The 25,919-nt window shown below is 45.5% G+C and carries 19 protein-coding genes and 4 tRNA genes; 18 read left to right on the plus strand and 5 right to left on the minus strand.

The genetic code is table 11. The features are described 5' to 3' along the window. Positions 1 to 236: 236 nt before the first annotated feature. The 3 genes from hrpA (at position 237) to AC27EZ_RS12690 (ending at position 5,016) form a co-directional block, all read left to right on the plus strand. The gene (hrpA, locus tag AC27EZ_RS12680) at positions 237 to 4,157 is read left to right on the plus strand and encodes an ATP-dependent RNA helicase HrpA (RefSeq protein WP_487135663.1); all 3,921 of its coding nucleotides are present in this window, start codon (positions 237 to 239) and stop codon (positions 4,155 to 4,157) included. 150 nt (positions 4,158 to 4,307) lie between these two features. Next, positions 4,308 to 4,610, plus strand: a complete 303-nt coding sequence (locus AC27EZ_RS12685; protein WP_487135664.1) for a PilZ domain-containing protein — start codon at positions 4,308 to 4,310, stop codon at positions 4,608 to 4,610. A 148-nt stretch (positions 4,611 to 4,758) separates the two neighbouring features. Next, a complete protein-coding gene (locus AC27EZ_RS12690) occupies positions 4,759 to 5,016 on the plus strand; it encodes a DUF2061 domain-containing protein (protein ID WP_487135665.1) in 258 nt (85 codons plus the stop codon). Positions 5,017 to 5,109: 93 nt separating this feature from the next. Here the strand turns inward: AC27EZ_RS12690 and AC27EZ_RS12695 are convergent, their stop codons facing one another. Further along, positions 5,110 to 6,300, minus strand: coding sequence for a class I SAM-dependent rRNA methyltransferase (locus AC27EZ_RS12695; protein ID WP_487135666.1), 1,191 nt, complete (start codon positions 6,298 to 6,300; stop codon positions 5,110 to 5,112). Positions 6,301 to 6,527: 227 nt separating this feature from the next. Between AC27EZ_RS12695 and AC27EZ_RS12700 the strand changes: the two genes are divergently transcribed. Then, positions 6,528 to 7,508, plus strand: a complete 981-nt coding sequence (locus tag AC27EZ_RS12700; protein WP_487135667.1) for an NAD(P)H-quinone oxidoreductase — start codon at positions 6,528 to 6,530, stop codon at positions 7,506 to 7,508. A gap of 15 nt (positions 7,509 to 7,523) precedes the next feature. Here the strand turns inward: AC27EZ_RS12700 and rnhA are convergent, their stop codons facing one another. Further along, positions 7,524 to 7,991 carry a ribonuclease HI gene (gene rnhA / locus AC27EZ_RS12705; protein ID WP_487135668.1) on the minus strand — a complete coding sequence of 156 codons (468 nt, stop codon included), beginning with the start codon at positions 7,989 to 7,991 and terminating at the stop codon, positions 7,524 to 7,526. Between the two features lie 105 nt (positions 7,992 to 8,096). Here rnhA and dnaQ point away from each other — a divergent pair, with 105 nt between their 5' ends. The 9 genes from dnaQ to AC27EZ_RS12750 all read left to right on the plus strand — a co-directional run bounded on the left by dnaQ (position 8,097) and on the right by AC27EZ_RS12750 (position 14,715). After that, positions 8,097 to 8,816: a DNA polymerase III subunit epsilon gene (gene dnaQ / locus AC27EZ_RS12710; protein ID WP_487135669.1), complete on the plus strand. Its 720-nt coding sequence runs from the start codon at positions 8,097 to 8,099 to the stop codon at positions 8,814 to 8,816. An 81-nt stretch (positions 8,817 to 8,897) separates the two neighbouring features. Beyond that, positions 8,898 to 10,307, plus strand: a complete 1,410-nt coding sequence (locus tag AC27EZ_RS12715) for a TIGR03503 family protein (protein ID WP_487135733.1) — start codon at positions 8,898 to 8,900, stop codon at positions 10,305 to 10,307. A 231-nt stretch (positions 10,308 to 10,538) separates the two neighbouring features. Next, positions 10,539 to 10,615: transfer RNA gene (locus AC27EZ_RS12720), tRNA-Asp, on the plus strand. A gap of 29 nt (positions 10,616 to 10,644) precedes the next feature. Beyond that, positions 10,645 to 10,721: transfer RNA gene (locus AC27EZ_RS12725), tRNA-Asp, on the plus strand. A gap of 31 nt (positions 10,722 to 10,752) precedes the next feature. Further along, positions 10,753 to 10,829, plus strand: a tRNA-Asp gene (locus AC27EZ_RS12730). Between the two features lie 30 nt (positions 10,830 to 10,859). After that, a tRNA-Asp gene (locus AC27EZ_RS12735) sits at positions 10,860 to 10,936 on the plus strand. 163 nt (positions 10,937 to 11,099) lie between these two features. Further along, positions 11,100 to 12,656: an EAL domain-containing protein gene (locus tag AC27EZ_RS12740; RefSeq protein WP_487135670.1), complete on the plus strand. Its 1,557-nt coding sequence runs from the start codon at positions 11,100 to 11,102 to the stop codon at positions 12,654 to 12,656. Between the two features lie 89 nt (positions 12,657 to 12,745). Further along, positions 12,746 to 13,489 (plus strand): lipoprotein-releasing ABC transporter ATP-binding protein LolD, encoded by a 744-nt coding sequence (gene lolD / locus AC27EZ_RS12745; protein WP_487135671.1) that lies wholly within the window; start codon positions 12,746 to 12,748, stop codon positions 13,487 to 13,489. Then, positions 13,486 to 14,715: a lipoprotein-releasing ABC transporter permease subunit gene (locus AC27EZ_RS12750; protein ID WP_487135672.1), complete on the plus strand. Its 1,230-nt coding sequence runs from the start codon at positions 13,486 to 13,488 to the stop codon at positions 14,713 to 14,715. The genes lolD and AC27EZ_RS12750 overlap by 4 nt, the downstream gene beginning before the upstream one ends. 85 nt (positions 14,716 to 14,800) lie before the next feature. Here AC27EZ_RS12750 and AC27EZ_RS12755 read toward each other — a convergent pair whose 3' ends face one another. Beyond that, positions 14,801 to 16,147 (minus strand): dicarboxylate/amino acid:cation symporter, encoded by a 1,347-nt coding sequence (locus AC27EZ_RS12755; RefSeq protein WP_487135673.1) that lies wholly within the window; start codon positions 16,145 to 16,147, stop codon positions 14,801 to 14,803. 117 nt (positions 16,148 to 16,264) lie between these two features. On the opposite strand from AC27EZ_RS12755, the gene AC27EZ_RS12760 reads away from it, so the two are divergent. Continuing rightward, positions 16,265 to 18,808, plus strand: a complete 2,544-nt coding sequence (locus AC27EZ_RS12760; protein WP_487135674.1) for a beta strand repeat-containing protein — start codon at positions 16,265 to 16,267, stop codon at positions 18,806 to 18,808. A gap of 67 nt (positions 18,809 to 18,875) precedes the next feature. Here AC27EZ_RS12760 and astB read toward each other — a convergent pair whose 3' ends face one another. Continuing rightward, complete coding sequence (gene astB / locus AC27EZ_RS12765) at positions 18,876 to 20,216, minus strand: N-succinylarginine dihydrolase (RefSeq protein WP_487135675.1); 1,341 nt, start codon at positions 20,214 to 20,216, stop codon at positions 18,876 to 18,878. A 348-nt stretch (positions 20,217 to 20,564) separates the two neighbouring features. On the opposite strand from astB, the gene topA reads away from it, so the two are divergent. The 4 genes from topA (at position 20,565) to AC27EZ_RS12785 (ending at position 25,022) form a co-directional block, all read left to right on the plus strand. After that, positions 20,565 to 23,228 carry a type I DNA topoisomerase gene (gene topA, locus AC27EZ_RS12770; protein ID WP_487135676.1) on the plus strand — a complete coding sequence of 888 codons (2,664 nt, stop codon included), beginning with the start codon at positions 20,565 to 20,567 and terminating at the stop codon, positions 23,226 to 23,228. Between the two features lie 13 nt (positions 23,229 to 23,241). Continuing rightward, entirely contained in the window at positions 23,242 to 23,787 is a 546-nt protein-coding gene (locus tag AC27EZ_RS12775) for a DUF2058 domain-containing protein (RefSeq protein ID WP_487135677.1), read from the plus strand. Positions 23,788 to 23,853: 66 nt separating this feature from the next. Continuing rightward, entirely contained in the window at positions 23,854 to 24,459 is a 606-nt protein-coding gene (locus tag AC27EZ_RS12780; protein ID WP_487135678.1) for a GNAT family N-acetyltransferase, read from the plus strand. 104 nt (positions 24,460 to 24,563) lie between these two features. After that, on the plus strand, positions 24,564 to 25,022 hold the full coding sequence (locus AC27EZ_RS12785) for a GNAT family N-acetyltransferase (protein WP_487135679.1): 459 nt from the start codon (positions 24,564 to 24,566) through the stop codon (positions 25,020 to 25,022). Positions 25,023 to 25,237: 215 nt separating this feature from the next. On the opposite strand, the gene AC27EZ_RS12790 is transcribed toward AC27EZ_RS12785, so the two are convergent. Next, positions 25,238 to 25,909, minus strand: a complete 672-nt coding sequence (locus AC27EZ_RS12790) for a response regulator transcription factor (protein WP_487135680.1) — start codon at positions 25,907 to 25,909, stop codon at positions 25,238 to 25,240. Positions 25,910 to 25,919: the final 10 nt, after the last annotated feature.

Raw genomic sequence — 25,919 nt, forward strand, 5'->3', positions numbered from 1 at the left:
TACCTAATGACACTCGTATTTTGTCATTTTATGGCTAAGGCCAAAAAGGGTGATCAATTGGTTGCGTTTTGCGGTATTAAATAGCGCTAGATTTTTACCGCAGCTTCTTCTACGATCTGCGCGCACCGTGGCTTAACAAAGTGTAGAGCGAGCGGTTTGCGCATGATTAATACTGCGCGTCATCTTTTTTATTCAAGGTGATTACCACCTTATTCGTTTTTCACTAGGATGCTATTTTGTCTTCAGCTATTGCTATAAAACCGCTTTTTAAACAACTTGACGACTGTATGAATGCAGACAAGTTTAGGCTTAAACGCCGTGTGTCCCTGTTAGCGAAATCTGTCAATAATAAAGCGTCAAAAGACGATGTTGAAGCCAATGAAGCGCTACATGCTCAACATGAAAAATTAAAAAGCGATATCGAGCGTTCAATTGAAAAATGCCGGTGGCGAAAAGCAAACCTACCCTCAGTCGAATACCCGCCGTTACCCGTAAGTGATAAGAAAGAAGATATAAAAGCGGCCATCGCCAACAATCAGGTGGTTATTGTGGCGGGTGAAACCGGTTCGGGGAAAACAACACAGCTACCGAAAATTTGCTTAGAATTAGGGCGGGGTGTATCGGGTATGATTGCCCACACCCAACCCCGACGACTCGCGGCGCGAAGTGTCGCTACCCGTATTGCGGAAGAACTTCATACGCCGCTTGGTGAAAAAGTGGGTTTCAAAATTCGCTTTAGTGACCAGGTTAGCGACCAAAGTTACGTAAAGCTAATGACAGACGGTATGTTGCTTGCCGAAATGCAACAAGACCGTTATCTCAATCAATACGACACCATTATTATCGATGAAGCACACGAACGCAGTTTAAACATCGATTTTCTTTTGGGGTATTTGCGTCAACTTCTTGATAAACGACCTGAACTCAAACTTATCATTACGTCAGCGACGATTGACCCTGAGCGGTTCTCGAAGCACTTTAACAATGCGCCCATTATTGAAGTAAGTGGCAGAACTTACCCGGTAGAAATCCGTTACCATGAGCCTGAAAATGGCGACGAAGAGCGAGATCAAGCTGACGCTATTGTGAGTGCGGTTGATGAGTTAATGCGTGAAGCACCTGGTGATATTTTGGTGTTTCTTAGTGGTGAGCGTGACATACGTGATACGCAAGATACGTTAAGCAAGCAGCAATACCGTAATACTGAAATTGTGCCGCTCTATGCCCGTTTATCTGCTGCCGAACAAAATCGTATTTTTCAGTCTCATAGTGGGCGGCGTATTGTGTTGGCCACTAACGTTGCAGAAACGTCGTTGACGGTGCCGGGCATTAAATATGTTATTGACCCTGGTATGGCCCGTATCTCTCGTTATAGTGCAAGAAGTAAAGTACAGCGGTTACCCATCGAACCTATTTCTCAAGCCTCAGCGAACCAAAGAGCAGGGCGCTGCGGTCGGGTATCTGATGGTATCTGTATTCGCCTATACAGCGAGGACGACTACCTCGGCCGCCCAGAGTTTACCGACCCTGAAATACTTAGAACGAACCTAGCTTCAGTTATACTGCAAATGCTTGCGCTTGGGCTGGGTGATATCGCTGCATTTCCTTTTGTGCAGCCCCCAGACAATCGGAATATCAATGACGGGTTCCGTCTTTTGGAAGAGATTCAAGCCATTACTAAGCAGAAAGGAAAAATGCAACTGACTAAAATGGGCCGTCAGATTGCAAGGCTTCCTGTCGACCCCCGTTATGCACGAATGGTGATTGAGGCAGAGAAAACCAATGCCGTTAATGAGGTAATGGTTATTGCGGCAGGTCTATCTATTCAAGATCCAAGAGAAAGACCACAAGACAAACGCCAGCAAGCAGACGAAAAGCATAATGAATATACAGATAAAGATTCTGACTTTATAAGCCTTTTTAACCTATGGACTGCCTTTAGAGAACAGCAAAATGCATTAAGCCAAAACCATCTGAGAAAATGGTGTAAGACACAGTTTATCAACTATTTACGTATGCGTGAGTGGCAAGATATTGTGAGTCAGCTAAAAAAATCTATTGCAGAATTAGGTTTTGGCATTGTTAAACATGAGGCCGACTATCAAGCGATTCACCAGGCTATTGCGAGTGGTTTGCTTTCCCACTTAGGGTTTAAAGATAAGGATCGGGAATACTTAGGCTCTCGCAACACGCGTTTTATGATATTCCCCGGTTCAGGGTTAGCGAAGTCACAGCCAAAGTGGGTAATGGCGGCTGAGCTGGTTGAAACGTCAAAATTATTTGGGCGCATGGTGGCAAAGATTGATCCCGCATGGATTGAGCCGCTGGCAGAGCATGTAACGCAATCGAGTTATTCAGAACCGCATTGGTCCAAAAAGCGTGGGGCCGTGATCGCCTTTGAAAAGGTAACGCTTTTTGGACTGCCAATCGTCATGAAGCGAGCGAAGGTATATAGCCTTATCGACCCGCCACTTTGCCATGAACTTTTCATTAGAGAAGCGTTAGTTGCAGGTAACACAAAGCTTAATTACGGGTTTTTGCAAGAGAATCAGTCTTTATTAGAACAAGCAGATGAATTCGAACAAAAAACGCGACGCAGAGACTTATTAGTTGACGATGAGGAGCTTATTAGCTTCTACGCAAAACGCATCCCTGTTGAGGCTAATAACGACGCATCATTTAAAAAGTGGTTTAAACAGTTTGGAAAAAACGAAGCACTCACGTTTACCGAAGATGATGTTTATCGTCAACAACCTGCACAATCGGTCGCCAATGCATTCCCCGATGTATGGCGCCAAGGAAACATTACCCTTCCACTTCGCTATAACTTTGAGCCCAATGCTGAGAATGACGGCGTAACAGTGGTTATTCCTCTTCCGGTTTTGAATCAGGTGGACGATATCAGTTTTGATTGGCTTGTACCGGGCCTCAGGCACGACCTGATTGTGGGGATGATAAAAAGTTTGCCTAAACGTCTGCGCCGTAACTTTGTACCGGCGCCTAACTTTGCCGATGCCTGCATAGCAGACATAAGCGATACGGATAAAAATAACCGCCCGGTCCCCATCATAGAAGCAGTGTCAGATAAACTGCGTAAAATGACGGGTATTGTTATTGAGCCTGAAGACTGGAATATTGATTCGCTTGATAAGCATTTGAAGATGCACTTTGCAGTGGTTAATGATAACGGTGACGACCTCGCTAAAGGTGATGACTTGCATGCGCTAAAACTGACGTGTGCGGGGCATGTGAAAGAAACGTTTGAAAAAGCTGCGACTCCAGGGCTAGAGCGCAGCGACATTGAACAATGGGACTTTGAGCAATTACCCGACACGTTTGTACAAAAAGTGGGAGGCTTTGAAGTTCAGGCATTTCCTGCATTAGTTCAGCGCGGGGATAAAGTCGACATCGTGCTAATCGATGAGGCGGAAAAAGCACAAACCACCCATCGCCAGGGGGTCAATGTTCTGATTAAAAATGCAATGCCTTCGCCACTAAATTACCTTCAAAATAAGTTGCCTAATAAGGCTAAGCTCGGGTTGTACTTTAATCCGTTTGGCCAGGTTAAAGCGCTTATTGATGACTGTATTTTTGCGGGCATTGATGCGTTGGTGTCTGACTTTTGCCAAGCGCACAATACCGATATTCGAACGAAAAGCGAATTTGATGCCTGCGTCGATGTAGTACGTGAAAATATCAACGACCGCGTGTTGGAAATAGCGCAACAGGTAGAGCAGGGCCTTACGCTTGCTCATCAGTGTCAAAAGCAAATGAAAGGCAATGTGCCCCTTACTATGATTAACGCGTTAGGTGACTGTAAGGCGCACTTGGCCGCACTGGTCTTTCCTGGATTTGTATCATCCATAGGTGAGGCTCGCTTAGATGACTGGAATCGTTACATCAAGGGGCTTGCCAGGCGATTAGATAAACTGCCGATTGACCCAAACAAAGATCGTATGCATCAGGTTACCGTTGAAAAGTCGATAAGTGAATGGGAAAAAACGTGCGGGAAGTATCCAAAAGGTAAAGTACCTGATGCGCTTAAAGAGGTTCGCTGGATGATTGAAGAACTGAGGGTATCCTTGTTTGCACAGCAACTTGGTACCGCTTATCCAATCTCAGCAAAACGTATTACGTTATATTTACAAGATTTTTAGCCCGGTTATAGCTCGGTTTACACATTACGCCAGCGCAAATTTAAAATAATCGACTAATATGTAGGCGCCCAGATTGACAATAGTTTAACCTCACCCTATAACAAAGAAGTAGGTCATGAGGTTTTAGGCTAGAAATCAGGAGAAGTAGGCATGTTGGGATACGATGATAAGCGAAATTTTTTCAGGATGATGGTTAATTCGCCTTGTCAGTTGGAGGTTACCGACGATGAGTCAAGCCGCACGATGCAGGCGATGTGCAAAGATATAAGCGCAACAGGTATGTCATTGGAAGTTGATGAGCCCTCTATTGAAATTGGTACGCAGGTCAGCGTGGCGATAGAGTCTTCAAGTTCGCAAATACCCTCGTTAGCAGCGTTAGCCACAGTGGTTCGTTGCGAGCCGGATACAGAATCTAGTTGTGTCGTTGGCGTTGAAATCACCGAGATGAAATAGCTACACCCCCTCGACAGCAGGCATAAACGCATGCTGTCCTTCATTAAATTACTCGATGGAACTATTCGAGTAATTTAATTGTCTTTATTTTTATTAAATGATAATAATTCTCATTATCTTAATTTATTCAATAAAGGCCAAATCTAAAATGAAAAAGACCGTTACTTTCGCCGTTATGCACTTTTCCGTCGCATTTATGGTCGCCTATCTATTAACCGGTAGTATTGTTGTAGGTGGGGCCGTAGCACTTGTCGAACCAGCAATCAATACTGTGGCTTTTTACTTTCATGAGCGGGTATGGAAACGCATCGAAAAAGCGAAGGGGGAAGTCAGAACAAAGCGTGATGCTTTTCCTTATAATGACGGGTACAAAAAGCAAGGGATGGAAAGTAGTGTTCCAGCGTAACTGCGATTAAGATAGGTAAAGCCTTATTTGCCTACTTCCTGTGCTTTTACACAAACACAGAAAGTAGTATAGGTGTGCTCGGTTATGTAACCGTTAGTCAGTTACTTCACAGATAAGGCCCTTTAAGTAGTAACCTTCAGGATAAGTGCCAATAATAGGGTGGTCAGCCGCCTGACCTAACCGGCCTATAATTTTAATGGTACGGCCAGCATCGAGTGCAGCATCTGCAACAATTTTTTGAAATAAGTCGGCAGGCATTAACCCTGAACAGCTAAACGTTAGCAGTAACCCGCCTGATTTGACGGCGTGAATACCATACATGTTAATGTCTTTGTATCCGCGCGATGCGCGAGTAAGGGTAGCCTTGCTGTCGACAAATTTAGGTGGGTCGAGTATGACCATATCGAACTGCTGTTTTCCTTCATGAAATTCACGAAGGGCTTTGAACACGTCCTGATTGACATAGTAGCTGTCGCCATCGTTAAGGTTATTGAGTTCAACGTGGTGTTTCGCGAGTGCAAGCGCTGGCTCTGACACATCGACATTAGTTACTGATTTTGCACCGCCTGCAAGGGCAAAACACGAAAACGTACCTGTATAGCTGAAACAGTTTAATACGTGGGCATCTTTTGCATAGTGCGATGCAGTGGCTCGGCTATCACGCTGATCAAGGTAAAAACCTGTCTTGTGACCGTTTTCAATATCGACAACGATTGAAAGCCCATTTTCCTTAATGGTAACTTGCATAGGAGGCTCTCCCGCGAGAACTCCTGTAACGGGCTCTAGGCCTTCTTTCTTTCTAACGTCAACGTCGCTACGTTCATAAATATGGGTACCTGGAAGGATTTTAGTAATGGCCCAGACGATTTTCTTTCTGTGTTTTTCTGCTCCGGCACTAAGCAACTGGACAACAGCAACATTGTCATACAAGTCGATTGTTACGCCTGGAAGGCCATCACTTTCTGACGCTATCCATCTAAAGGCATTAGTTTGCTGTGGATCAAATAAGCGTTTACGTAGCGCTAATGCGGTTTCCATTTTTCGTAAAAAGAACCCGTTATCGATAGTTTCATCTATATCGAAGGTCCACATTCTTACTCGAATTTGAGAGCTTGGTGAGTAAGCACCTCGGCCTAGCCATTCACCTTTAGTGTCGTAAACATCGACGGTGTCACCTGAGCGTGCTTTTCCTCTTACGGTAGCGACCGCGCTGTCGAACACCCAAGGGTGGCGTCGACGAAGTGATTTGTCTCTGTTTGGTGATAAAATGACCTGTGCTGACATTCGGTGTACTCTATTGTTTAAGATTTCGTTAAAGGCGTTGGGGCAGTATAGTCTTCACCAGCCCAGCGAGGCGCGGAGTATAACCGTAAACAGCAATGTATGCGAATAGGCATTAATGCACCATTTATTGTCTTTATCCGTACTAGTTAGCGTAATAAACACGATTAACCAAAGAAGGCGTTCGCCGCATCGTGTTTCGCAATGGCACGTAATTTAAGGAGAGTGTAGTGCAGTTTGTAGATTTTGAAAAAGGATGTGCGCCACGCGCACTTTCGATTCGCCATGGTTCATCATTAACTACACCTGAAAATTTCGTAAAAGTTAAGGTCAATGCCTTTGGCGTTAATCGTGCAGATACGCTACAGCGACAAGGTCATTACCCGCCGCCGCCAGGAGAAAGCGAAATACTTGGTCTTGAGGTAGCGGGCATCGTTGATGACGTTGGTGAAAAGGTTAGCCAATGGAAGGTGGGTGATAAGGTGTTTGGTTTGGTTGCTGGGGGCGGATACGCGTCTGAGGTTGTGGTTAACCCTACTCATCTTATGCGGATCCCTGAAGGAATGGCATTTTCTACCGCAGCCGGGCTTGCTGAAGTATTTTTAACAGCTTTTCAGTGTCTTCGCACCATTGCTCATGTAAAGCCCGCTGAAAAAGTGCTTATTCATGGCGGAGCCAGTGGCGTCGGGTTAGCTGCTTTACAATTGTGCCGACATTGGGGAGTAGAGGCGGCCGCCACCGCGTCAAGCAGTCAAAAACTGGCCATGTGTCAAGAGAATGGGGCCAGTGTGCTTATTAACTATCAGGAATCGTGTTTCGCAACTGTATTGGGCGAGCGTTGGCCATCTGGTGTTGCGATGGTTTTAGATATGGTCGGCGGCGATTACCTTAATCGAAACATAAAAGTACTTGCACGGGATGGCATGATAGTGCAGCTCGCAATGTTGGCGGGGCGTTTTGCGGATACGTTGGATATGGGCCTGTTGTTACAAAAACGCGCCACTATTCAAGGTACGACGCTTAGGAATAGAGATGATAGCTATAAAACAGCGTTAATCGAGGCGTTCAGCACAGCGTGCTTAGATGCGTTTACGTGCAATGAATTACACGTAAACATTGATACGGTTTACGGTATCGACCAAGTTGGTATTGCCCACGAGCGATTAGAAAATAACGACACGATGGGAAAAATCGTCGTTGAATGGAAATAAGCCGTATGGGCTTTGTTATCCTACAAAGCCCGCATCAACTTGCGTGGGGTTAGCCTCGGCTGCGGCTCTCGCTAGTTTATCGCAGCGCTCATTTTCAGGGTGACCTGAATGCCCCTTTACCCAATGCCAATTCACACTATGTTTTTTTACCGCTTCATCTAACCGTTTCCATAAATCGGCATTTTTTACTGGCTTTTTGTCTGACGTTCGCCAGCCATTTTTTCGCCAATTGTGGATCCACTGATTAATTCCATTTTTTACATATTGGCTATCCGTGGTCAGCTCTACTTGGCAAGGTTCATTGAGGCTATTGAGTGCTTCTATCGGCGCCAGTAATTCCATTCTATTATTGGTGGTGTGAGCAAACCCATCACTCAATTCTTTGTTGTGTTGCTTATACACTAATACAGCACCATAACCGCCAGGACCTGGATTGCCCAAACATGAACCGTCGGTAAAGATATGGATTGTTTTTTGCGTCACGGGAAGTCCTTAAAAATTTATTACCTGTTAAATCGGCATTTCCCTTAGTTTGAAGCGAAGGGATTGATATACTATCAAAAAGCGACAGAAAACAGCAGAGGTAGTATGCGACAGATTATTCTAGATACCGAAACGACGGGTATCGATCCTAAAGAAGGCCACCGCATCATTGAAATTGGTTGTGTAGAGGTGGTCAATAGGCGCCTTACGGGTAACCATTTTCATGTGTATATCAACCCTGGTCGCCAAATAGAACAAGAGGCCATCGAGGTCCACGGTATTACTAACGAATTTCTGGTTGATAAACCTACGTTCTCTGATGTCGCGCAAGATTTCATTAATTTCATTCGTGGTGCGCAACTTGTCATTCATAATGCGCCGTTCGATGTGGGCTTTATGGACCATGAATTCGCGATGGAAAGCGGCACCAAGGCTGTCGTAACGAAAAATATGTGTGACGTGCTCGATACATTAGTATTAGCGCGTCAACTGCATCCGGGACAGAAGAATAATCTTGATGCATTGTGTAAGCGTTATGGAATTGATAACAGCCACCGAGAATTACACGGCGCATTATTAGATGCCGAGATTTTGGCTGATGTTTACTTGTTAATGACGGGTGGACAAACCAAGCTTAAGCTTGCCTCTACCGGAAGTGGCGATAACGATGCTAACGCCATTAGAGCAATTAACAGGACAGCAAATAAATTAAAGGTTATTAAAGCAAGCGCCGATGAATTACAACAACACGAAGCGCGCCTTGATGTGGTAGAAAAGGCGGGGGGCAAATGCTTATGGCGTCCACAGAGTGATGATGCGTCGTAATAATGTGCTTTGTGCGACAGAATCGACATTAGGAGTGTGTGCGTGATAAATAGGCTAAATAACATGCTAATAGCGGCAGCAATGGTGTTGTTGAGCTTTACCGTACTCGCGCAGGAAACGGTACCCGCGTCAGACTTACCAGAAACACAAACCTCGCAGAATACTGCTGTAGAGCCGATTGAAACATTAGGAGACGAGTACCAAAACTCGATAGCGCTGCTACAAAACCGCTTCAGGGTTGATTACAACGTGGAAGAAATCACCATGATTTTCTTTCGCGAATATGGTTCAGCGCCAGTGGTATTGGTGAGACCTGATGGTTCGAAGTTTTTCCAGAGTAAGGCTGACGATGACAAGATAACGTGGTTCGACGCAGACACGTTTGACATGATCACAATTAAAAACCCCGTTCCTGGCCCATGGCAAGCTGTGGGGCAAGTGCTTCCGAATAGCAGAGTTATGGTGGTGTCTGATATTGCACTACATGCTGACCCGCTGCCCAGTATTCTTTTCTCCGGCGAAATTTTAAAGTCGACAGCTTATTTAACCAATGCTGGTAAGCCCATTGATAATGCTGCGTTTAGGAATGTTGTTAATCTTGATATTGAGTTTGTCAGTACCAATAACCCCAATTTTGATAATTTCGGTTCAAACGACCAACAGATAGCTCAGTTTGAAGATAATGGTCGGGGAATGGATGAGCGTCCTGGCGATGGTGTGTTTACAGGGCAATTTAATCTAAAGTTATCCTCTGGAGAATGGAAGCCCGTTTTTAGAGTGCGCACGCCAATGTACACAAGAGAACAGGTGAGTGAGCCCATCATTCTGTACTCTAACCCTATTAAAATCGACGTAGAGCTTGATGGTGGTGGCGAGGGTTACCATAAGCTAATTATCGACGTAAATAGAGACTTAGTAGACATATCGTCGTTGCTTATTGACGGAAAAGTAAGGTTTCCCAACACCGATATTCAAAACTTTTCCCTGACTGAAGGTGGCAATGATGCCAGAGAACATCTTATCGTTGCTTACGAAGAAGGTATTTTCCGTGTAAAACTCACCGCGTACGGCACGACTACTGACGGAAGAGATTTTATCTTGGATGTACCAGAGTATAGTTTTTTGGCCAACGAACCCGAGCCTGAAGTTATTGACCCCCTCATTGACGGCAAAGACCCTATTGTTGATGGTAGCGACCTCGCTTCACCTGACAGCGTGCAGACCGAGCCCGTTAACCAAGCTGCGCCGGTAATAACTGAAACAAGTGAAGATATGGATCCCAATACCATGATGATTTTGCTGGTGTCGGTTAATGGGGGGATTTTATTAATTGGCATTGTCGCTGCTATTATCATCGTTATTAGTCGCAGAAAGAAAGCGGGCCAACCGGCCAAAGCGCAAAAAACAGCAACGACGGAACGAGATATTTCGTTAGATGATGAGCCGAAAGGGTTAGCTAAGCTATTTTCAATGTTTAAGAAGAAATCATAAAAATGAAGGTGGCAACGCCTAGCGCGATGATGACGTACAGATTGATTTAAAAATAATCATCACTGATTTTTATTTCAACATTGTGATTATTTATCATGCAAACGGCACCAAGAAGGCAATTTTATTAATAAAAAGCATTGACTCTGTTAGGGCGAATACGTATTATCTGCGCCGCAGTGAGGGCACGGGGTTTAACCTACTCAACTAACTCACTGATAACATTGAAAATGCGGAGCGGTAGTTCAGTTGGTTAGAATACCGGCCTGTCACGCCGGGGGTCGCGGGTTCGAGTCCCGTCCGCTCCGCCAGTTTCAATGATATAACTAAAAAGGTCTTCGGAGCGGTAGTTCAGTTGGTTAGAATACCGGCCTGTCACGCCGGGGGTCGCGGGTTCGAGTCCCGTCCGCTCCGCCATTTTAGTTATATATGCAATTCTCGATTATGTGGAGCGGTAGTTCAGTTGGTTAGAATACCGGCCTGTCACGCCGGGGGTCGCGGGTTCGAGTCCCGTCCGCTCCGCCACTAATCGAAAAGCGCACACACAAGTTATGTGGAGCGGTAGTTCAGTTGGTTAGAATACCGGCCTGTCACGCCGGGGGTCGCGGGTTCGAGTCCCGTCCGCTCCGCCACTAACTCACATCTAAATACATCTCAGTGCATCCGTACGTTATCTCTCAGTAATACCCACCAATGTTTTTACTTAACGCTATTTATCCTATGTAGGCTAAAGTGGTAGTGCAATAAGTCCCAGACCGTCTACGCTATATCTGTGTTAAATCATTTTAAAACGCTATGGCATCGCACCCCACAAGACAATTCCTCTTTAAAGACAATATTAAAGCACTCGCGGTTTCGACCATTACGGTGATTGTAGTTTCAGCCTTGTTAGGCATGTTGTTATTTTCCGTTATTCGTTCACAAGAAGATGAGCGAGCGACGGAGATTTTAGCGGGAGTGCATACCGTGTTTAGGGATGCGGAAGTTACCCTAGATTATCTTAATGCGTTGCCTTACGACGTATGCAATGAAACACACCTTGTTGATATGCGAAAAGCATTATTTCGCTCCCGTTACGTAAAGGAAATCGGTTTCTACGAAAAAGACCGGTTTTCTTGTAGTACTTACCTTGGTATTTTGCCCACACCAATAGAAGAAGAAGTACCTGACTTTACAACCGCGTTGGGCGACATCTTTTGGATAAACACGCCACTTGCACTGTTTGAAAAGCAATCTACGGCCACAATTGTAAAACGAGGCCGCTATAATGCAGTGCTCGATATGAATGGCATTATCGGCAACGGCTACTTACAAGATTGGCAATTATTTTACAAAGGTGATGAAATTTATCATATCGCCGGCAATCCACAGCTTGTGTTGAGTGATGTAACCACTGACGAGTTATCTCGAGCATCCAGTACATTTTCACTGAGCTTTGTTAAGTGTGATAAGCGATATAGCCTCATTTGTTTAAAGGTAATTGCTGATCAGGGGCGTCTTTTTAATTTACATAAGTCAAAACTCGTCTTGCTAATTATTGTAATGCTGATGAGTGCAGCCCTTTCCCATATACTTATGTTTAACTTCTTAAGGCATAGGCACTCATTAGAATCTCGCATAGAGCGTGGTCTTGATAATGGCAAATTCTTTTGTCTTTATCAGCCGGTCGTAAATTTAACAACCCGTGAGGTGATAGGGTGCGAAGTATTAAGTCGTTTTGAGGATGACTTTGGTGTCATTTATCCTGATGAGTTTATCGCGCAAATTAGATCGCAAGATAAAACGTGGGAATTTACACGCCTAATGGTTGAAACGGCAATGCGAGACCTCAACGAGGAGGCATCAATACCCAAAGGGTTTAAAGTGTCTTTTAATTTGTTTCCGTTCGAGTTTACGCGAGAAAAAGTTATCGATTTCGATTGGTTGATTGCGTTAAATACAAAGGAGTTCGCATTGGTATTAGAGATTACCGAAGATGAGCATATCGCCACCAATATCGCGGCAAAGCATATTAAAGCACTGAAAAGTAAAGGGTTCATGGTTGCAATCGATGACTTTGGTGTGGGCTATTCTAACTTAGGGCAATTAAAGTCCCTGAACTGCGACCTTCTCAAAATAGACAGAAGCTTTGTCATGGATATGGAAGATCATAGTATTCGCTCGTCGCTCATTCCGCATATAGTTAGCATAGCCGATGGGCTTGAGGTATCGTTAATTGCTGAAGGCGTAGAGAACAACGAACAATGCGAAGCGTTAGTGAAACTCAACATTGTCTATGGGCAGGGCTGGCTGTTTGGCAAACCTCAAACCGTAGAGGACTTAGGAGCCACGCTTCGTCGGTCCAAAAAATAGCATTTATAGAATTGGCGCGTATTACAGTTGGCGCGAATAACGTTTAACGCTACCATGTGTGCTTTAATTTTTATAAGAAGAAATATTGCATGCAGGATGTGCTTCGTTGCCGGGCTATCAGTAAAACATATCAAGAAGCGGGAAATGAGACGTCAGTATTGAACGGCGTCTCGTTGTCGATTAGCGCGGGAGAACAAGTTGCCATTCTTGGTAGTTCAGGCTCAGGTAAAAGTACATTACTCCATATTTTAGGCGGGCTAGATGAACCAACCTCGGGTGAGGTATGGTTCAATGGACAAGCCCTTAAAGGCCTCAGCGCGACAAAATTAGCTCACTTACGGAATCATGAAATGGGGTTTATTTACCAGTTTCATCACCTGTTAGGGGAATTCAGTGCGCTAGAAAATGTAGCGATGCCTCTGCGAATTCGTGGTAGCTCGCCAGCAGAAGCAGAAAAGCAAGCAGCCGTCTTGCTTGAACAAGTAGGCCTGACGCACAGAGCTGAACACCTTCCTTCAGCGCTTTCTGGTGGCGAACGCCAACGTGTTGCTATTGCAAGAGCATTAGTAACTAATCCCTCAGTTGTGCTAGCCGACGAACCCACGGGTAATCTTGATGACACGACGGGCGAACACATATATCAATTACTGACAACGCTCAGCGAAAAACACAATACTGCTTTTGTCGTTGTAACGCACGATATCGAGCTTGCGAATAAAATGGATAGGGTGTTGCGGATTAAAGACGGTGAGCTGGTGTGTGATGAAGACAATTCTCCTAAACCACTATCCAGCCGTGACAACTACGGACAAAGTAAGGAACCAATAGCGTGAAACTGGCGTGGTTTATTGCGCAACGTTTTCGTCATGCAAAGTCGCAGCATAAATTTATCTCTTTTATTTCAATGTCATCAACGATCGGCGTTGGCTTGGGGTGCTTTGTATTAATCGTACTGCTAAGCGTTATGAATGGTTTCGAGCGAGAGCTTACCGAACGAATACTCCGTATTGTGCCTCATGGCGAGTTATATAGCGTAGACAATTCAGGTATAAACAATGTAGACGCACAGCTTTATAGACTGAATCAAGACCCCCGTATCGCACGCGTTGTTCCCTACACAAAACTTACAGGAATGTTGCAATACAAAGGCGAATTAAAAGCGGCAGAGTTAACGGGAATTAGACCCGAAGATAACCCCATGACGGTAGGGCAGCAAGTTAGTGAGGCCCACTGGTCTGCTTTTTCTCTAAATCCAGATGCCGTATTAGTGGGCAAAGGTATTGCGAAGACACTGGGGTTATCCATAGGCGATAAATTGCAAGTGCTTGTTCCCGTTGCTACCGATGACCTAAAGTTCAAAGCGCCTACAACAGTTTCTCTTACCGTTGCTGGGCTACTTAGTATCGGCGGCGAGCTAGACAACCAGTTAGGGGTAATGCATTTAGCTAAAGCGTCCAAAGCACTAGGGCTCTCATCGCAAGCATCTGGCCTTAGGTTCACGTTTGATGACCCGTTTTCTGCCAATACTATCATGCGTGATATTGGCTACAATTATCCCCAAGCGGTATACATGTCAGACTGGACGCGAACGCAAGGGCATTTGTACAACGACATTCAATTAGTGCGCTTCGTGGTTTACATCGCCCTTACTTTGGTGATTGCAGTGGCCTGCTTTAACATTGTTTCCTCATTGGTAATGGCTGTGCGAGAGAAGCAATCAGCAATTGCCATTCTCAAAACCATGGGGGCAACAGATAGCTTGATAAGACAAACATTCATGGTGCAAGGCATGTTAAATGGCTTGATTGGTATGAGCGTTGGGGTGCTTTGTGCGTTAATTGTCGCGCCGAATTTATCGACAATCGTTGGTGCAATTGAAGACGCGCTTGGTATTGAGGTATTGTCGGGCGACATCTATTTTATTGATTTTCTTCCCTCAAAGCTTCAATGGGAAGATGTTGTTATTACCGCAGGGGTGGCAGTTTTATTATCGATAATTGCCACACTTTATCCGGCTCATAAAGCGACAAAGGTACAACCGTCACGCTCCCTTCATTAATGTAGCCCACGAAAAAGGGGACAGCATTGCCATCCCCTTTTTCGTGTTTCTCAGTACCATTTATTACTAAACGACGCCGTTAGCATTATGCATTTTTATCGAAATGCTCAAAGTCCACATCTTCCTGTGCTTCACCCGCATGTTCATCGTAATAAACGGTTTCGTCCAATGCGCCTTCGCTTTTCGCTACCACACAAGACACCATACAGTCGCCAGTGATATTCACTGCTGTTCGAGTCATATCTAATAAACGGTCAACACCGATAATCAGGGCGATGCCTTCTACAGGAAGATTTACCTGCTGCAATACCATTGCGAGCATAATAAGCCCTACGCCGGGTACACCCGCTGTACCGATTGATGCAAGCGTCGCAGTAAGTACGACCATCATATAGTCACCAAGGGTTAAGTCTACCGCATAAACTTGAGCGATAAATACGGTGGCAACACCTTGCATAATTGCTGTGCCGTCCATGTTAATCGTCGCGCCTAGTGGTAATGTAAATGACGATACCGAGTTACCCACCCCCAATTTATTTTTTGCCGTCTCCATGGTAACAGGAAGCGTTGCACTGCTGCTTGACGTACTAAAGGCAAACAACGCGGCATCGCGCATTTTCTTTATCAAAATAATTGGGTTTAAACCCGCAAGCAGCTTAAGTAGAACCGAGTAGGTCACTAAACCATGCAGTATCAGCACGCCAAACACTAAGAAAAAGTATTTTGCTAGGCTTAATATTGTGTCGCCGCCGATGGTTGAAAATAGCTTTGCCATAAGTACGAAAACACCGTATGGCGCTAAGTTCATAATGATGGTTACTAGGCGCATGATGACGGTATTGATGTCTTCGAATACGGCGGTAAGTCGCTTGCCGGCGTCACCTGTCATCGCCATAGCAATCCCGAATAACACTGCAAATACAATAATTTGCAGCATATTTCCCTGTGCCATTGAATTAATAGGATTGCTTGGGAACATGTTAACGATAACGTCAGATAGGCTCGGTGCTTCTTTGGCTTGGAACGTGGTTTCCGTTGTCAGATTAAGCCCCTCACCAGGGCCGATAAGCAAAGCCATGCTCATAGCCAGTGTAATAGCAATCGCGGTTGTGACAACATACAACCCCACTGACTTAGCGCCTAGGCGCCCAAGCTTACTGGGGTCTGAAAGGGTACTTGTACCGCAAATAAGTGAAACAAATACGAGCGGAACCACCAGCATTTTTAGACTGGCTATGAATATCTGACCTAATGTTGAAAATATACCTTCAACAAGAATGTCATACGTTGAGAAGTCTAAACCGAATACCGAAAACGTGAAATCTCCGCTATCATCAAATAATAACTGGAGCATGACCCCGATAAAGATACCGGCGATCATGCCGATAAAGATGCGGGCGGTTAAACTATACTTGTGTGCAGATTGAGACATGAATATTCCCTGTGCGGTATTTTTATATTTTTAGTCACAGGTAGTGTGCCAGATTCTTTTGATTTTTAAACATAAAAAACGACGCAATTATCATTTATAGAGGTTCAGGAACGAATTATGCGGACATTAGCAAAGACGCTTAGTCTACTTAGTGCAATTTTTATGCTAGTAGCATGTGGAGGAGGCGGCTCCGTCTCTAGAGATGATGACAACGGTACAGGTGGAAATGGTGGCGGGGTTACGCCGACTAACTCTATTTCGCTTTCCCTTGAAAATGCGAGCGGCGCGGCGGATAACAGCCTAACCGAATCTAATCCTCTCACAGTGGTCGCCACCGTCGTAAATAGTAACGGTGAAGCGCAGCCGGATTTATTGCTCACGTTTACACTAAGTGACCCGTCATTAGCCGATTTTGGTAATGACACGGGGACGGCGAGAACAGACAATAACGGCGTTGCTCGTATCAACCTCCAAGCAAGCACCGCATCGGGAGACGGTGAAATTACCGCGACCTTAAGTTCTGGTGAACGTGGCACAACCACATTCTCCGCCCAAGCAGTGACGACCACTACGCCGCCCTCGGTGTCTGTTGATCTCACGTTACAAAATGCTAATGGCGATGTTGATAGCGGCTTGACCGCCAATAACCCACTGACTGCGGTGGCGGTGGTAACCGATTCCAATGGGGATCCACAAGCTGATATTCTCCTCACTTTCTCTCTAAGCAATGAAGACTTGGCAGTATTTGGAAATGATACAGGTACGGCGCGTACGAATGACGAAGGTATAGCCTTGTTGGGGCTGTCGGTGGGAGAGGCTTCAGGAGATGGTGCGCTTACCGTTACGCTACCTAGTGGCGAAACAGACTCTACTACGTTTAGTTCCGCCGGCAGCACTACGGTTAGTGAAGAGCCTGCTTCGTTAGAGTTGTTTGCCAGCTCCGTTCAACTTGCGACAAGTGGTTCTGATGACATTGAGCTAATCGCGTTAGTCAAAAATGAACAAAGCGTGTTGATGGAAGGCGTGAGCGTTAGCTTTTCAGCACAAACCAATGCAGGTGTAGAGCTTCAACTAACACAGCCTGACACCGCAGCCGATGGTACTGCCCGCGCGTTACTCTCGACACAAAATAATGCGTCCAACCGCGATGTTGTGATTACTGCGTCAGCGGGTTCTTTTTCAGAAACGGTCACAATAGCGATTGTTGGTACAGAAGTTACCATTACCGGGTCTAATTCAGCTGTGCTAAACGACAGTATTGATTATACCATTCGTGTGCAAGATTCTGATGGCGTCTCTATCTTGAACCAAGATGTTGTTTTGACTGCTGAAAACGGTACGCTCGGCGCAACGACGGTAAACACCGGAGCGAACGGCCAAGCTGTTGTGACCTACACCGCTACAACGTCTGGCGAGGACACCATTACTGCGTCTGCATTAAATGCGTCGAACGAATTTACGCTGCAAGTGCAACAAGACGAATTTGGTTTCGTTAACTTACCAGAGCAGGAAATACCGGTAGGTACACTACAAGCCATTACGGTGCAGTGGCGTCAAGATAACAGCCCTGTTGCAGGTGAAGATATTACCTTCAGCGTGTCCCGCGGTGAAATTGACGGTTCGTCAAGTACGACGACTGATGCTAACGGACAGGCCACTATTCAAGTGCGCTCAACCAATGCGGGTATTTCCTCTATTACCGCAACGGGTACCGATACCAACGGTAACGCGGTGGTATCCGCTGTAACGCAAGTAGAGTTTATCGCAACCACGCCGCATACGTTAATTGCTGATGCATCGCCGGATATACTGGGCCCTGACGGTCAAACCAGCACAATAAGCGCAGTGGTGCGTGATATTGACGGTAACTTAGTGAAAAATACCGTTGTGAACTTCAGTGTATCTGATATTTCGACTGGCTTTGTTTCACCGTCACAGGCAACGACAGACAGTAAAGGGATAGCAAATACCGTATTCACTTCAGGTTCGGTTTCGAGTCAAGAAGCGGTGGCGATTACTGCATTTGTGGCTGATGATGAAGCTATTGCGGACGATGTGGTTCTAACTGTGGGCAACCGCGCGTTTGATGTCTCAATCGGTACGGGTAACATCATCGAATCACCAACAACGACGTCATACTTAAAACGCTTTGGGGTGTTCGTGTCCGATTCGGTAGGACAGCCTGTAAGCGGCGTTGCACTTACTGCCTCGGTGACACCAGTAAAATACAATGCTGACGGTGAGTATCGTACCGGTTTTTGGAGTTATGACGATTTAGACTCTATTTGGGTCGCAAACATCGTACAACGTTGCCAAAACGAAGATGTGAATGACAATGGTATTCTTGATACATCGCCTACTGATGAAGATACGAATGAAGATGGATTACTAACCCCAGGGGTTATTGGTACCATCTCGTTTGCAGGCGATGCGGTGACGGATGAAAATGGCTACGCGGAACTTGAATACCGTTATCCAAGAAGCTATGCCGTTTGGTACGATGCCGTGATTACTGTATTTGGCCAGTCCACAGGTAGCGAAGCGCAAGCCCACGTAAACTATACGCTAGGTATTGCAGGCGAAGACCTTACCGATGAAGGTGCGAGTCCACCAGCTAATCCATTTGGCATTACCGATCAGTGTACTGACGTAACACCATAGGCATATACATTTTCACGACAAACAAAAAAGCCGGCAATGTGCCGGCTTTTTTATTGGTTAGTATCGGTTAGTCTTGTTGGAATGGGTAAACGGATCCTAACTTCAAAAGCTGCGTTAGTTCATCGAGTGCCGTACGCGACTCAATAAGGAGCAGAGGGTCGCGCAAATCATCTTCGCTTAACGTATCGCGATAATGTTTCTCCACCCATGTGTTCAACCGAGCAAACTGTGTATCATTAATTAATGTCGCTTGGTTGGTTGCTGCTAACTCTTGATCTGTCATGGCAACGCGCAATCTCAAGCAAGCGGGGCCGCCGCCATTTCGCATACTTTGTTTAACATCAAAATAATTGACGGACTTGATGGGTGTTCCCAGTGTTACTAACTTATCTAAGTAGTGTTTAACCGACGTGTTTTCTTCGCACTCAGAAGGGGCGATAATCGTCATGTCGCCGCTTGGAAGCGTAATGATCTGCGTATTGAATAAGTACGTTTTTACTGCGTCTTGAACCGATACTTCATCCGTTGGTACTTCAATAAAGTGTAGTGCAGCGTCGCCGAATTTATCTTTTATTTCTTTTAATCCCGCATCTTTCTGATAGAAAGCCTGCTCGTGGAAGAATAAGACATTTTGATTGCCAACCGCGATAACGTCATTGTGAAAAACCCCTTGGTCAATAACGTCGGGGTTTTGTTGCATATAAACCACACTTTCTTCGCTCAATCCATGCAATCTGGCTACTGCCTGACACGCCTCGAGGGTTTGTCGAGCAGGAAATTTTGTAGGCGCGGGTTTGCTTGAGTCAAAAGCATGTCGTCCATAAACAAAGAGCTCTACACCTGCATAGCCATATTCTGAACACAAGCGCGTGTGATTCGCCGCCCCTTCATCACCAAAATGTTCATTGTCAGGAAGGTGAGTATGGTGGGCGAAGTATTTTTCGTTCGCAAATGTTGATTTGAGAATATTCCCCGTTACCTGCGGTTCAAGAGAGCGATGAAACTTGTTCGTCAGGTTAGCTGGGGTAAAGTGAACGCGTCCATCGGCCGTATCGGCGCTAGGAGAGACTGTGGCAGCATTTGCGGTCCACATGCTTGACGCAGAGCAACATGCAAGAAAAATCTCGCGAGATTGCTTTGCAGCGCTTTCTAGCACTCGGGCATCGGAACCCGAAAAGCCGAGGCGACGAAGGGCAGCGATATCCGGGCGCTCTTGCGGGGCAAGAACACCTTGCATCATACCCATATCCGATAGCGCCTTCATTTTAGCGAGGCCTTGCATAGCAGCTTGTTTGGGGTTGCTCGATGCATTCCTATTATTAAGAGAGGCGACATTACCGAAGGATAGCCCCGCATAATTGTGCGTGGGGCCGACTAAACCATCAAAATTAACTTCAAATTGCTTCATAATGTCCCTCTACTTGGTGTTTACGCATTTGACCGCTACCCTATAAAAGCGAATAGCGACCATCATGCAGCACGTTAATAACCCATGGATGTCATTGGGTAATTTGTGGAATGGCTGGCATTATACGGTTTTTATTATCAATGCCAATGAGGGTGGTTAAAAAGTGAGCGGTTTTTGTTCGCGATTGCGGCAAGAGAAAGAATAACTATGAAGAAGATCTTGTTTTCCATTCACTTTGTAGATATATGTTAAAAAAGAGCGGGTACCCCAGATAAACGGTTAGGGCTCCCCAAATTCCCTGAATTGACTTGTAAAGTCATTAAAAATCAATAGGTTTAGTTCAATTATATGGCAAAATCACTGGTCATAGTCGAGTCACCAGCCAAAGCGAAAACGATAAATAAATATCTCGGTAAAGATTTTATTGTAAAAAGTTCGGTTGGCCATGTACGGGATCTTCCTACGAAGGCATTAGGCAAGGTTGAGCCTAAGAAACCGGCAAAAGAACTTAAAACACTAAGCGATGAAGCGAGAGAAGAATACCTTCGCCGACACGAATATTTGAAGCTTGTCGATCGCATGGGTGTCGATCCAGAACAAAACTGGAAGGCCCATTATCAAGTGTTACAAGGCAAAGAAAAAGTCGTTAACGAACTTAAGAAACTCGCCAAAGATGCTGACACTATCTATCTCGCAACCGATTTGGACCGCGAGGGAGAAGCTATAGCGTGGCACTTACAAGAGCTATTAGGAAGTAAGGGCAAGACATATCAGCGTGTTGTATTTAACGAGATAACGAAAAACGCAATACAAGATGCGTTTTCTGCGCCAGGCGAACTCAATTTACATCGTGTAAATGCGCAGCAAGCACGCCGTTTTCTAGACCGAGTAGTAGGCTTCATGGTATCGCCACTACTGTGGAAAAAAATCGCAAGAGGGCTATCTGCCGGTCGCGTGCAATCTGTAGCCGTGCGCCTTGTTGTAGAACGTGAACGCGAGATTAAAGCGTTTGTACCAGAAGAGTTTTGGGATGTGCATGCAGACTTAAATAGCGCCGAAAACGCCGCGCTTCGCATGCTCGTTGCTAAGCATAACGGCAGTGCATTTAAACCGAAGAATAAAGCAGAAACAGACACAGCATTAGCAGCGCTTGAAAATGCCCAATATACGGTAGAAAGCCGCGAGTCAAAACCGACACAAAGCCGTCCTTCTGCACCTTTTATCACCTCAACGTTGCAGCAAGCTGCGAGTACACGACTGGGGTTTGGTGTTAAGAAGACAATGATGATGGCTCAACGCCTTTATGAGGCTGGCTATATTACTTATATGCGTACCGATTCAACTAATTTAAGTCAAGAGGCCCTCGATAGCGCACGTGCCTACATTGGTGATAATTTTGGCGAGAATTACTTACCTGAATCTCCCATCCGATACGGAAGTAAAGACGGTGCACAAGAAGCCCACGAAGCGATACGCCCGTCGAATGTTAAAGTAAGTGCTGCAACATTAGGTGATATGGAGCGCGATGCTCAGCGTCTTTACGAACTTATTTGGCGACAATTTCTCGCTTGCCAAATGATGCCGGCGAAGTACGATGCCACTACGATCCGCGTCGCTGCAGGTGACTATGAACTGACAGCAAAAGGCCGCGTGCTGAAATTTGATGGTTGGACTCGTGTACAGCCTCAGCTTCGCAAGAAGGGCGATGAAGAGTTAATGTTGCCTGATGTTAAAAAGGGAGATGCGCTTAAATTAAACGCGCTTGACCCTAAGCAACATTTCACCAAACCCGTTGCGCGCTTTAATGAAGCATCGCTAGTTAAAGAGCTAGAAAAACGTGGTATTGGGCGTCCATCTACTTATGCGAGCATTATTTCAACGATTCAGGATCGTGGTTATGTTCGTTTAGAAAATAAACGGTTTTATGCGGAGAAAATGGGCGAAATCGTTAATGACCGCCTGATGGAAAACTTCGACGACCTAATGAGTTTCGACTTTACCGCCAATATGGAGCAACACCTTGATGATATTGCTCACGGTAATAAAGACTGGAAAGACGTTCTTAACGAGTTTTACAGTGGTTTCTATGGAAAGCTACTAAATGCTGAAAAAGCACCTGAAGAAGGTGGAATGCGCCTGAATCAGGCAGTGCCAGTGCATATTGATTGCGACAAATGCGGTCGTGAAATGAACGTACGCACGGCGTCTACTGGGGTATTTCTTGGATGTTCCGGTTATAACCTACCGCCAAAAGAGCGTTGCACGAATACCATGAACCTGACGTCGGGCGATGAAGTGGTCAAGGTTGACGACGAAGATGAGTTAGAGACAGAAGCACTTCGTTCTAAAAAACGTTGTCCAAAATGCGGCACCGCAATGGACAGCTACTTGGTTGACGAAACGCGTAAATTGCATGTGTGTGGTAATACGCCAACCTGTGATGGGACGCTTGTCGAGCAGGGTACGTTTAAGATTAAAGGCTACGACGGCCCGCTTATTGAGTGTGATAAGTGCGGCAGTGATATGGAGTTAAAAAACGGGCGTTTCGGCAAATACTTCGGTTGTACGAGCGATGAGTGTAAGAACACGCGTAAATTGCTGCGTAACGGAGAAGCTGCGCCACCAAAAGAAGATCCGGTTGACTTACCTGAGTTACCCTGCGAGAAATCTGATGCACACTTTATTCTAAGAGATGGTGCGTCGGGTATCTTTCTCGCTGCGCACAACTTCCCGAAGTCTCGAGAGACAAGAGCGCCGAAAGTGGAAGAACTTGCACGCTTTAGGGATAGAATTTCGTCGAAATTCTATTATCTTGCTGATGCCCCCGCAAAGGATCCTGACGGCAATTTAAGTATTGTGCGATATAGCCGCAAGACGAAACAACAGTATGTTATGTCTGAAAACAAAGACGGAAAGGCGACAGGATGGTCGGCTTGGTACACAGACGGTAAATGGGAAGCGCAAGCACCTAAAAAGCCGGCGTCTAAAAGTAAAGCTAAGAAAAGCAAGTAATAGAGAGTAATACATGGCCTCGTTACAGGACCAATTATTAAAAGCGGGTTTGGCAAATAAAGCGTCTGCGAAGCAGGCGCGCGCGGATAAGCGCAAAAAACAGAAAGTGAAGCAAAAACAACCAGTGGTTGAAGAAGCAACACTGGCTGCCCAACAGGCCGCTGAAGAAAAAAAGGCGCGCTCACGCGAGCTCAATCAGTTGCAGCAACAAGAACGTGAGAAGCGCTCTATTGCGGCGCAAGTAAGGCAGCTTATTATTACTAATAAGCAAGTGCGTAAAGGGGATACCGTGCTTAACTTTATGCATAACAATGTCGTTAAGCGAATGTATGTGAGTAATGACATGCATAAGCAGGTGACAAAAGGGCGTCTGACGGTGGTGTTGTTAGACGACGCCTACGAGCTGGTACCCACGCCGGTGGCAGAAAAGATTGCTCAACGCGATGAGCAGTCAATTATCTATCGAGCGGACTTAGATACAAGCGGTAGCGATGGCAAGGAACAGGACCAAGATGACTGGTATGCTGATTATGACATTCCAGACGACTTAACCTGGTAGATGCAAACTGACGCTAGCGAAGCGCCTCGCGTTAGTTGGGCAATGCGATAGCAGAGTGTAATTCTAATGGATGTTATACAGCGCATTAAGAAAGACGGCGAAACCTATGAATTGGTAACGCCGTCTTTTGGTTATGAAGCAAGCTATCGTACTTACATTGCCGAGCTGGGTAATGAAGAACGTTATCCGTTTGTTTTAGATCTTGATGCCAGTGATTTTTCCGCGTATCTGACGCGCGTCGATGAATTTAAACAAGGAGTAAAACTCCCCAAAGGCTACGTCGAGAGTACGACATTTTGGCTTATCCATAATGAAGCGCTTATTGGTGTAGCTAACCTTCGCCATCGTTTGAACGAACAGATTAAACATATTGGCGGTCATATAGGGTTGGGAATAAGGCCTTCCTATCGTGGTAAAGGGCTGAGTGTTTTACTCTTATCTCTGGTGCTTTCAGAGGCAAAGACGCGCAGCGTTGGAGAGCCTTACTATGCGCCTAATGCTGATTCAAATGTTACCCAACATGAAGATGCTCGGCAGATTCATGTTCATTGCTATGACGATAATCACGCGTCTAAAGCCATGATACGCGCTGTTGGCGGGGTATTTCACTCTTACACGCAAACGCACGAAAGCGCAAAACGTCACATTGCGCGTTTTGTTGTGGTGCAATAAGCAAACACGCAACAAAACGGTACCGCATTGATAACCGCAGATTATGTCGCTCTATGCGTTAATGTAGTCTGCGTAATTTACCACTATAAAATGGGATTTATTTTATGCTTTCTTGGGTTTTACTGCCATTTGATGAACTGACTACGCATCAGCTTTTCGACGTGCTAAAGCTTCGTGTTGATGTGTTCGTTGTTGAGCAGGAATGTGCCTATCCAGAACTTGATGAAAAAGACAGACACCCTGAAACGCGCCATCTAATGGGCTTTAGCGGGCAAGAGTTAGTTGCTTATGCACGGTTAATACCCCCAGGTTTAAGTTATGAAAGTGCCAGTATTGGTCGAGTCGTCACGGCCGCTGATTATCGCCGTAATGGTGCGGGAAAAGCACTGCTTAAAGAGGCAATACATCGGTGTGGGGCGAAGTGGCCACATCATAATATTGAAATAGGTGCACAAGAGTATTTACTGGATTTTTATCAATCATTTGGCTTTGAAGCTAGCTCGCCTGTTTATCTGGAAGATGGTATTCCACACCTTGATATGAAGAAATTTACTACGAATTAACGCGTTAATGCGGTGTTCATCTTCTTTTAATGTTTGACTCATCATTCTATTAGGTTATATCGATATAATAGAATCACAGTTTGGATAGTGTGTTTCAACCTGTGTTCCCAGTGTGTTGGAAGGTAGATACTGCCTTCCTTTTCTCACCTTGGCCTACTTTCGCGTTTTGTAGGTACTAACGGCTCGGCTTTTAACAATAAAAGGCGAGCTTTTTTTTAAGCGCCGCTTAGGCGATATCCGTTCCCCCGAAGCGTTTGTATAGATAAGCTCGCATCAGGCGCAAGTTTTTGGCGTAGCCTACTGATGTAGACGTCAACAACGTTAGTTAACGGGTCGCTGTGACTCCTCCATACCCGGCTTAGTATTCGCTCACGGGATAATACCTTATCGGCATTTTCTGCAAAGTAATACAGCAAGTCATATTCTAGTTTGGTAAGTGTGAGTTCTTGTCCCGCGAGCGTCGCAATACGGGACTCACTATCAATCTTGAGATTGCCCACTGTGATGCCCGGTTCAACCTGAATAGTTGAAGTACGCCTACTTAGGGCGGTAATACGTGCTAGCAGTTCGTCAAAGTCAAAAGGTTTGCACAGATAGTCATCGGCACCTTGATTTAGTCCAGTAACGCGTGCTTTGACGTCATCTATAGCAGTAAGTAATAAAATCATTGGCGCGTTTGGCATCGCTTTTATGGTTGGCAGTAGTTCTACACTGTCATCTTCGCCGAACATTCTATCGAGCACTGCAATGGCAGGCGACTCTTGTTTAATACGCGTCACGAGGTTATGTAGCTGCTCTTCCTCTACACATTCGTACCCCTCGGCGGTTAAACCGCGAGAAATAAAACGCAGCAAGGGACGTTCATCGTCAGCAATTAAAATTTTCATAGTCTGTACC

It is taken from the genome of Alteromonas sp. 4NH20-0056 (assembly GCF_057539655.1).

Coding starts and splice junctions, on each gene's coding strand:
- AC27EZ_RS12775 (WP_487135677.1), top strand. CDS start 23,242: ATGGCCTCGTTACAGGACCAATTATTAAAAGCGGGTTTGGCAAATAAA.
- topA (WP_487135676.1), top strand. CDS start 20,565: ATGGCAAAATCACTGGTCATAGTCGAGTCACCAGCCAAAGCGAAAACG.
- AC27EZ_RS12690 (WP_487135665.1), top strand. CDS start 4,759: ATGAAAAAGACCGTTACTTTCGCCGTTATGCACTTTTCCGTCGCATTT.
- AC27EZ_RS12715 (WP_487135733.1), top strand. CDS start 8,898: ATGGTGTTGTTGAGCTTTACCGTACTCGCGCAGGAAACGGTACCCGCG.
- AC27EZ_RS12755 (WP_487135673.1), bottom strand. CDS start 16,147: ATGTCTCAATCTGCACACAAGTATAGTTTAACCGCCCGCATCTTTATC.
- AC27EZ_RS12760 (WP_487135674.1), top strand. CDS start 16,265: ATGCGGACATTAGCAAAGACGCTTAGTCTACTTAGTGCAATTTTTATG.
- lolD (WP_487135671.1), top strand. CDS start 12,746: ATGCAGGATGTGCTTCGTTGCCGGGCTATCAGTAAAACATATCAAGAA.
- AC27EZ_RS12740 (WP_487135670.1), top strand. CDS start 11,100: ATGGCATCGCACCCCACAAGACAATTCCTCTTTAAAGACAATATTAAA.
- astB (WP_487135675.1), bottom strand. CDS start 20,216: ATGAAGCAATTTGAAGTTAATTTTGATGGTTTAGTCGGCCCCACGCAC.
- AC27EZ_RS12685 (WP_487135664.1), top strand. CDS start 4,308: ATGTTGGGATACGATGATAAGCGAAATTTTTTCAGGATGATGGTTAAT.
- AC27EZ_RS12780 (WP_487135678.1), top strand. CDS start 23,854: ATGGATGTTATACAGCGCATTAAGAAAGACGGCGAAACCTATGAATTG.
- AC27EZ_RS12695 (WP_487135666.1), bottom strand. CDS start 6,300: ATGTCAGCACAGGTCATTTTATCACCAAACAGAGACAAATCACTTCGT.
- AC27EZ_RS12790 (WP_487135680.1), bottom strand. CDS start 25,909: ATGAAAATTTTAATTGCTGACGATGAACGTCCCTTGCTGCGTTTTATT.
- dnaQ (WP_487135669.1), top strand. CDS start 8,097: ATGCGACAGATTATTCTAGATACCGAAACGACGGGTATCGATCCTAAA.
- AC27EZ_RS12785 (WP_487135679.1), top strand. CDS start 24,564: ATGCTTTCTTGGGTTTTACTGCCATTTGATGAACTGACTACGCATCAG.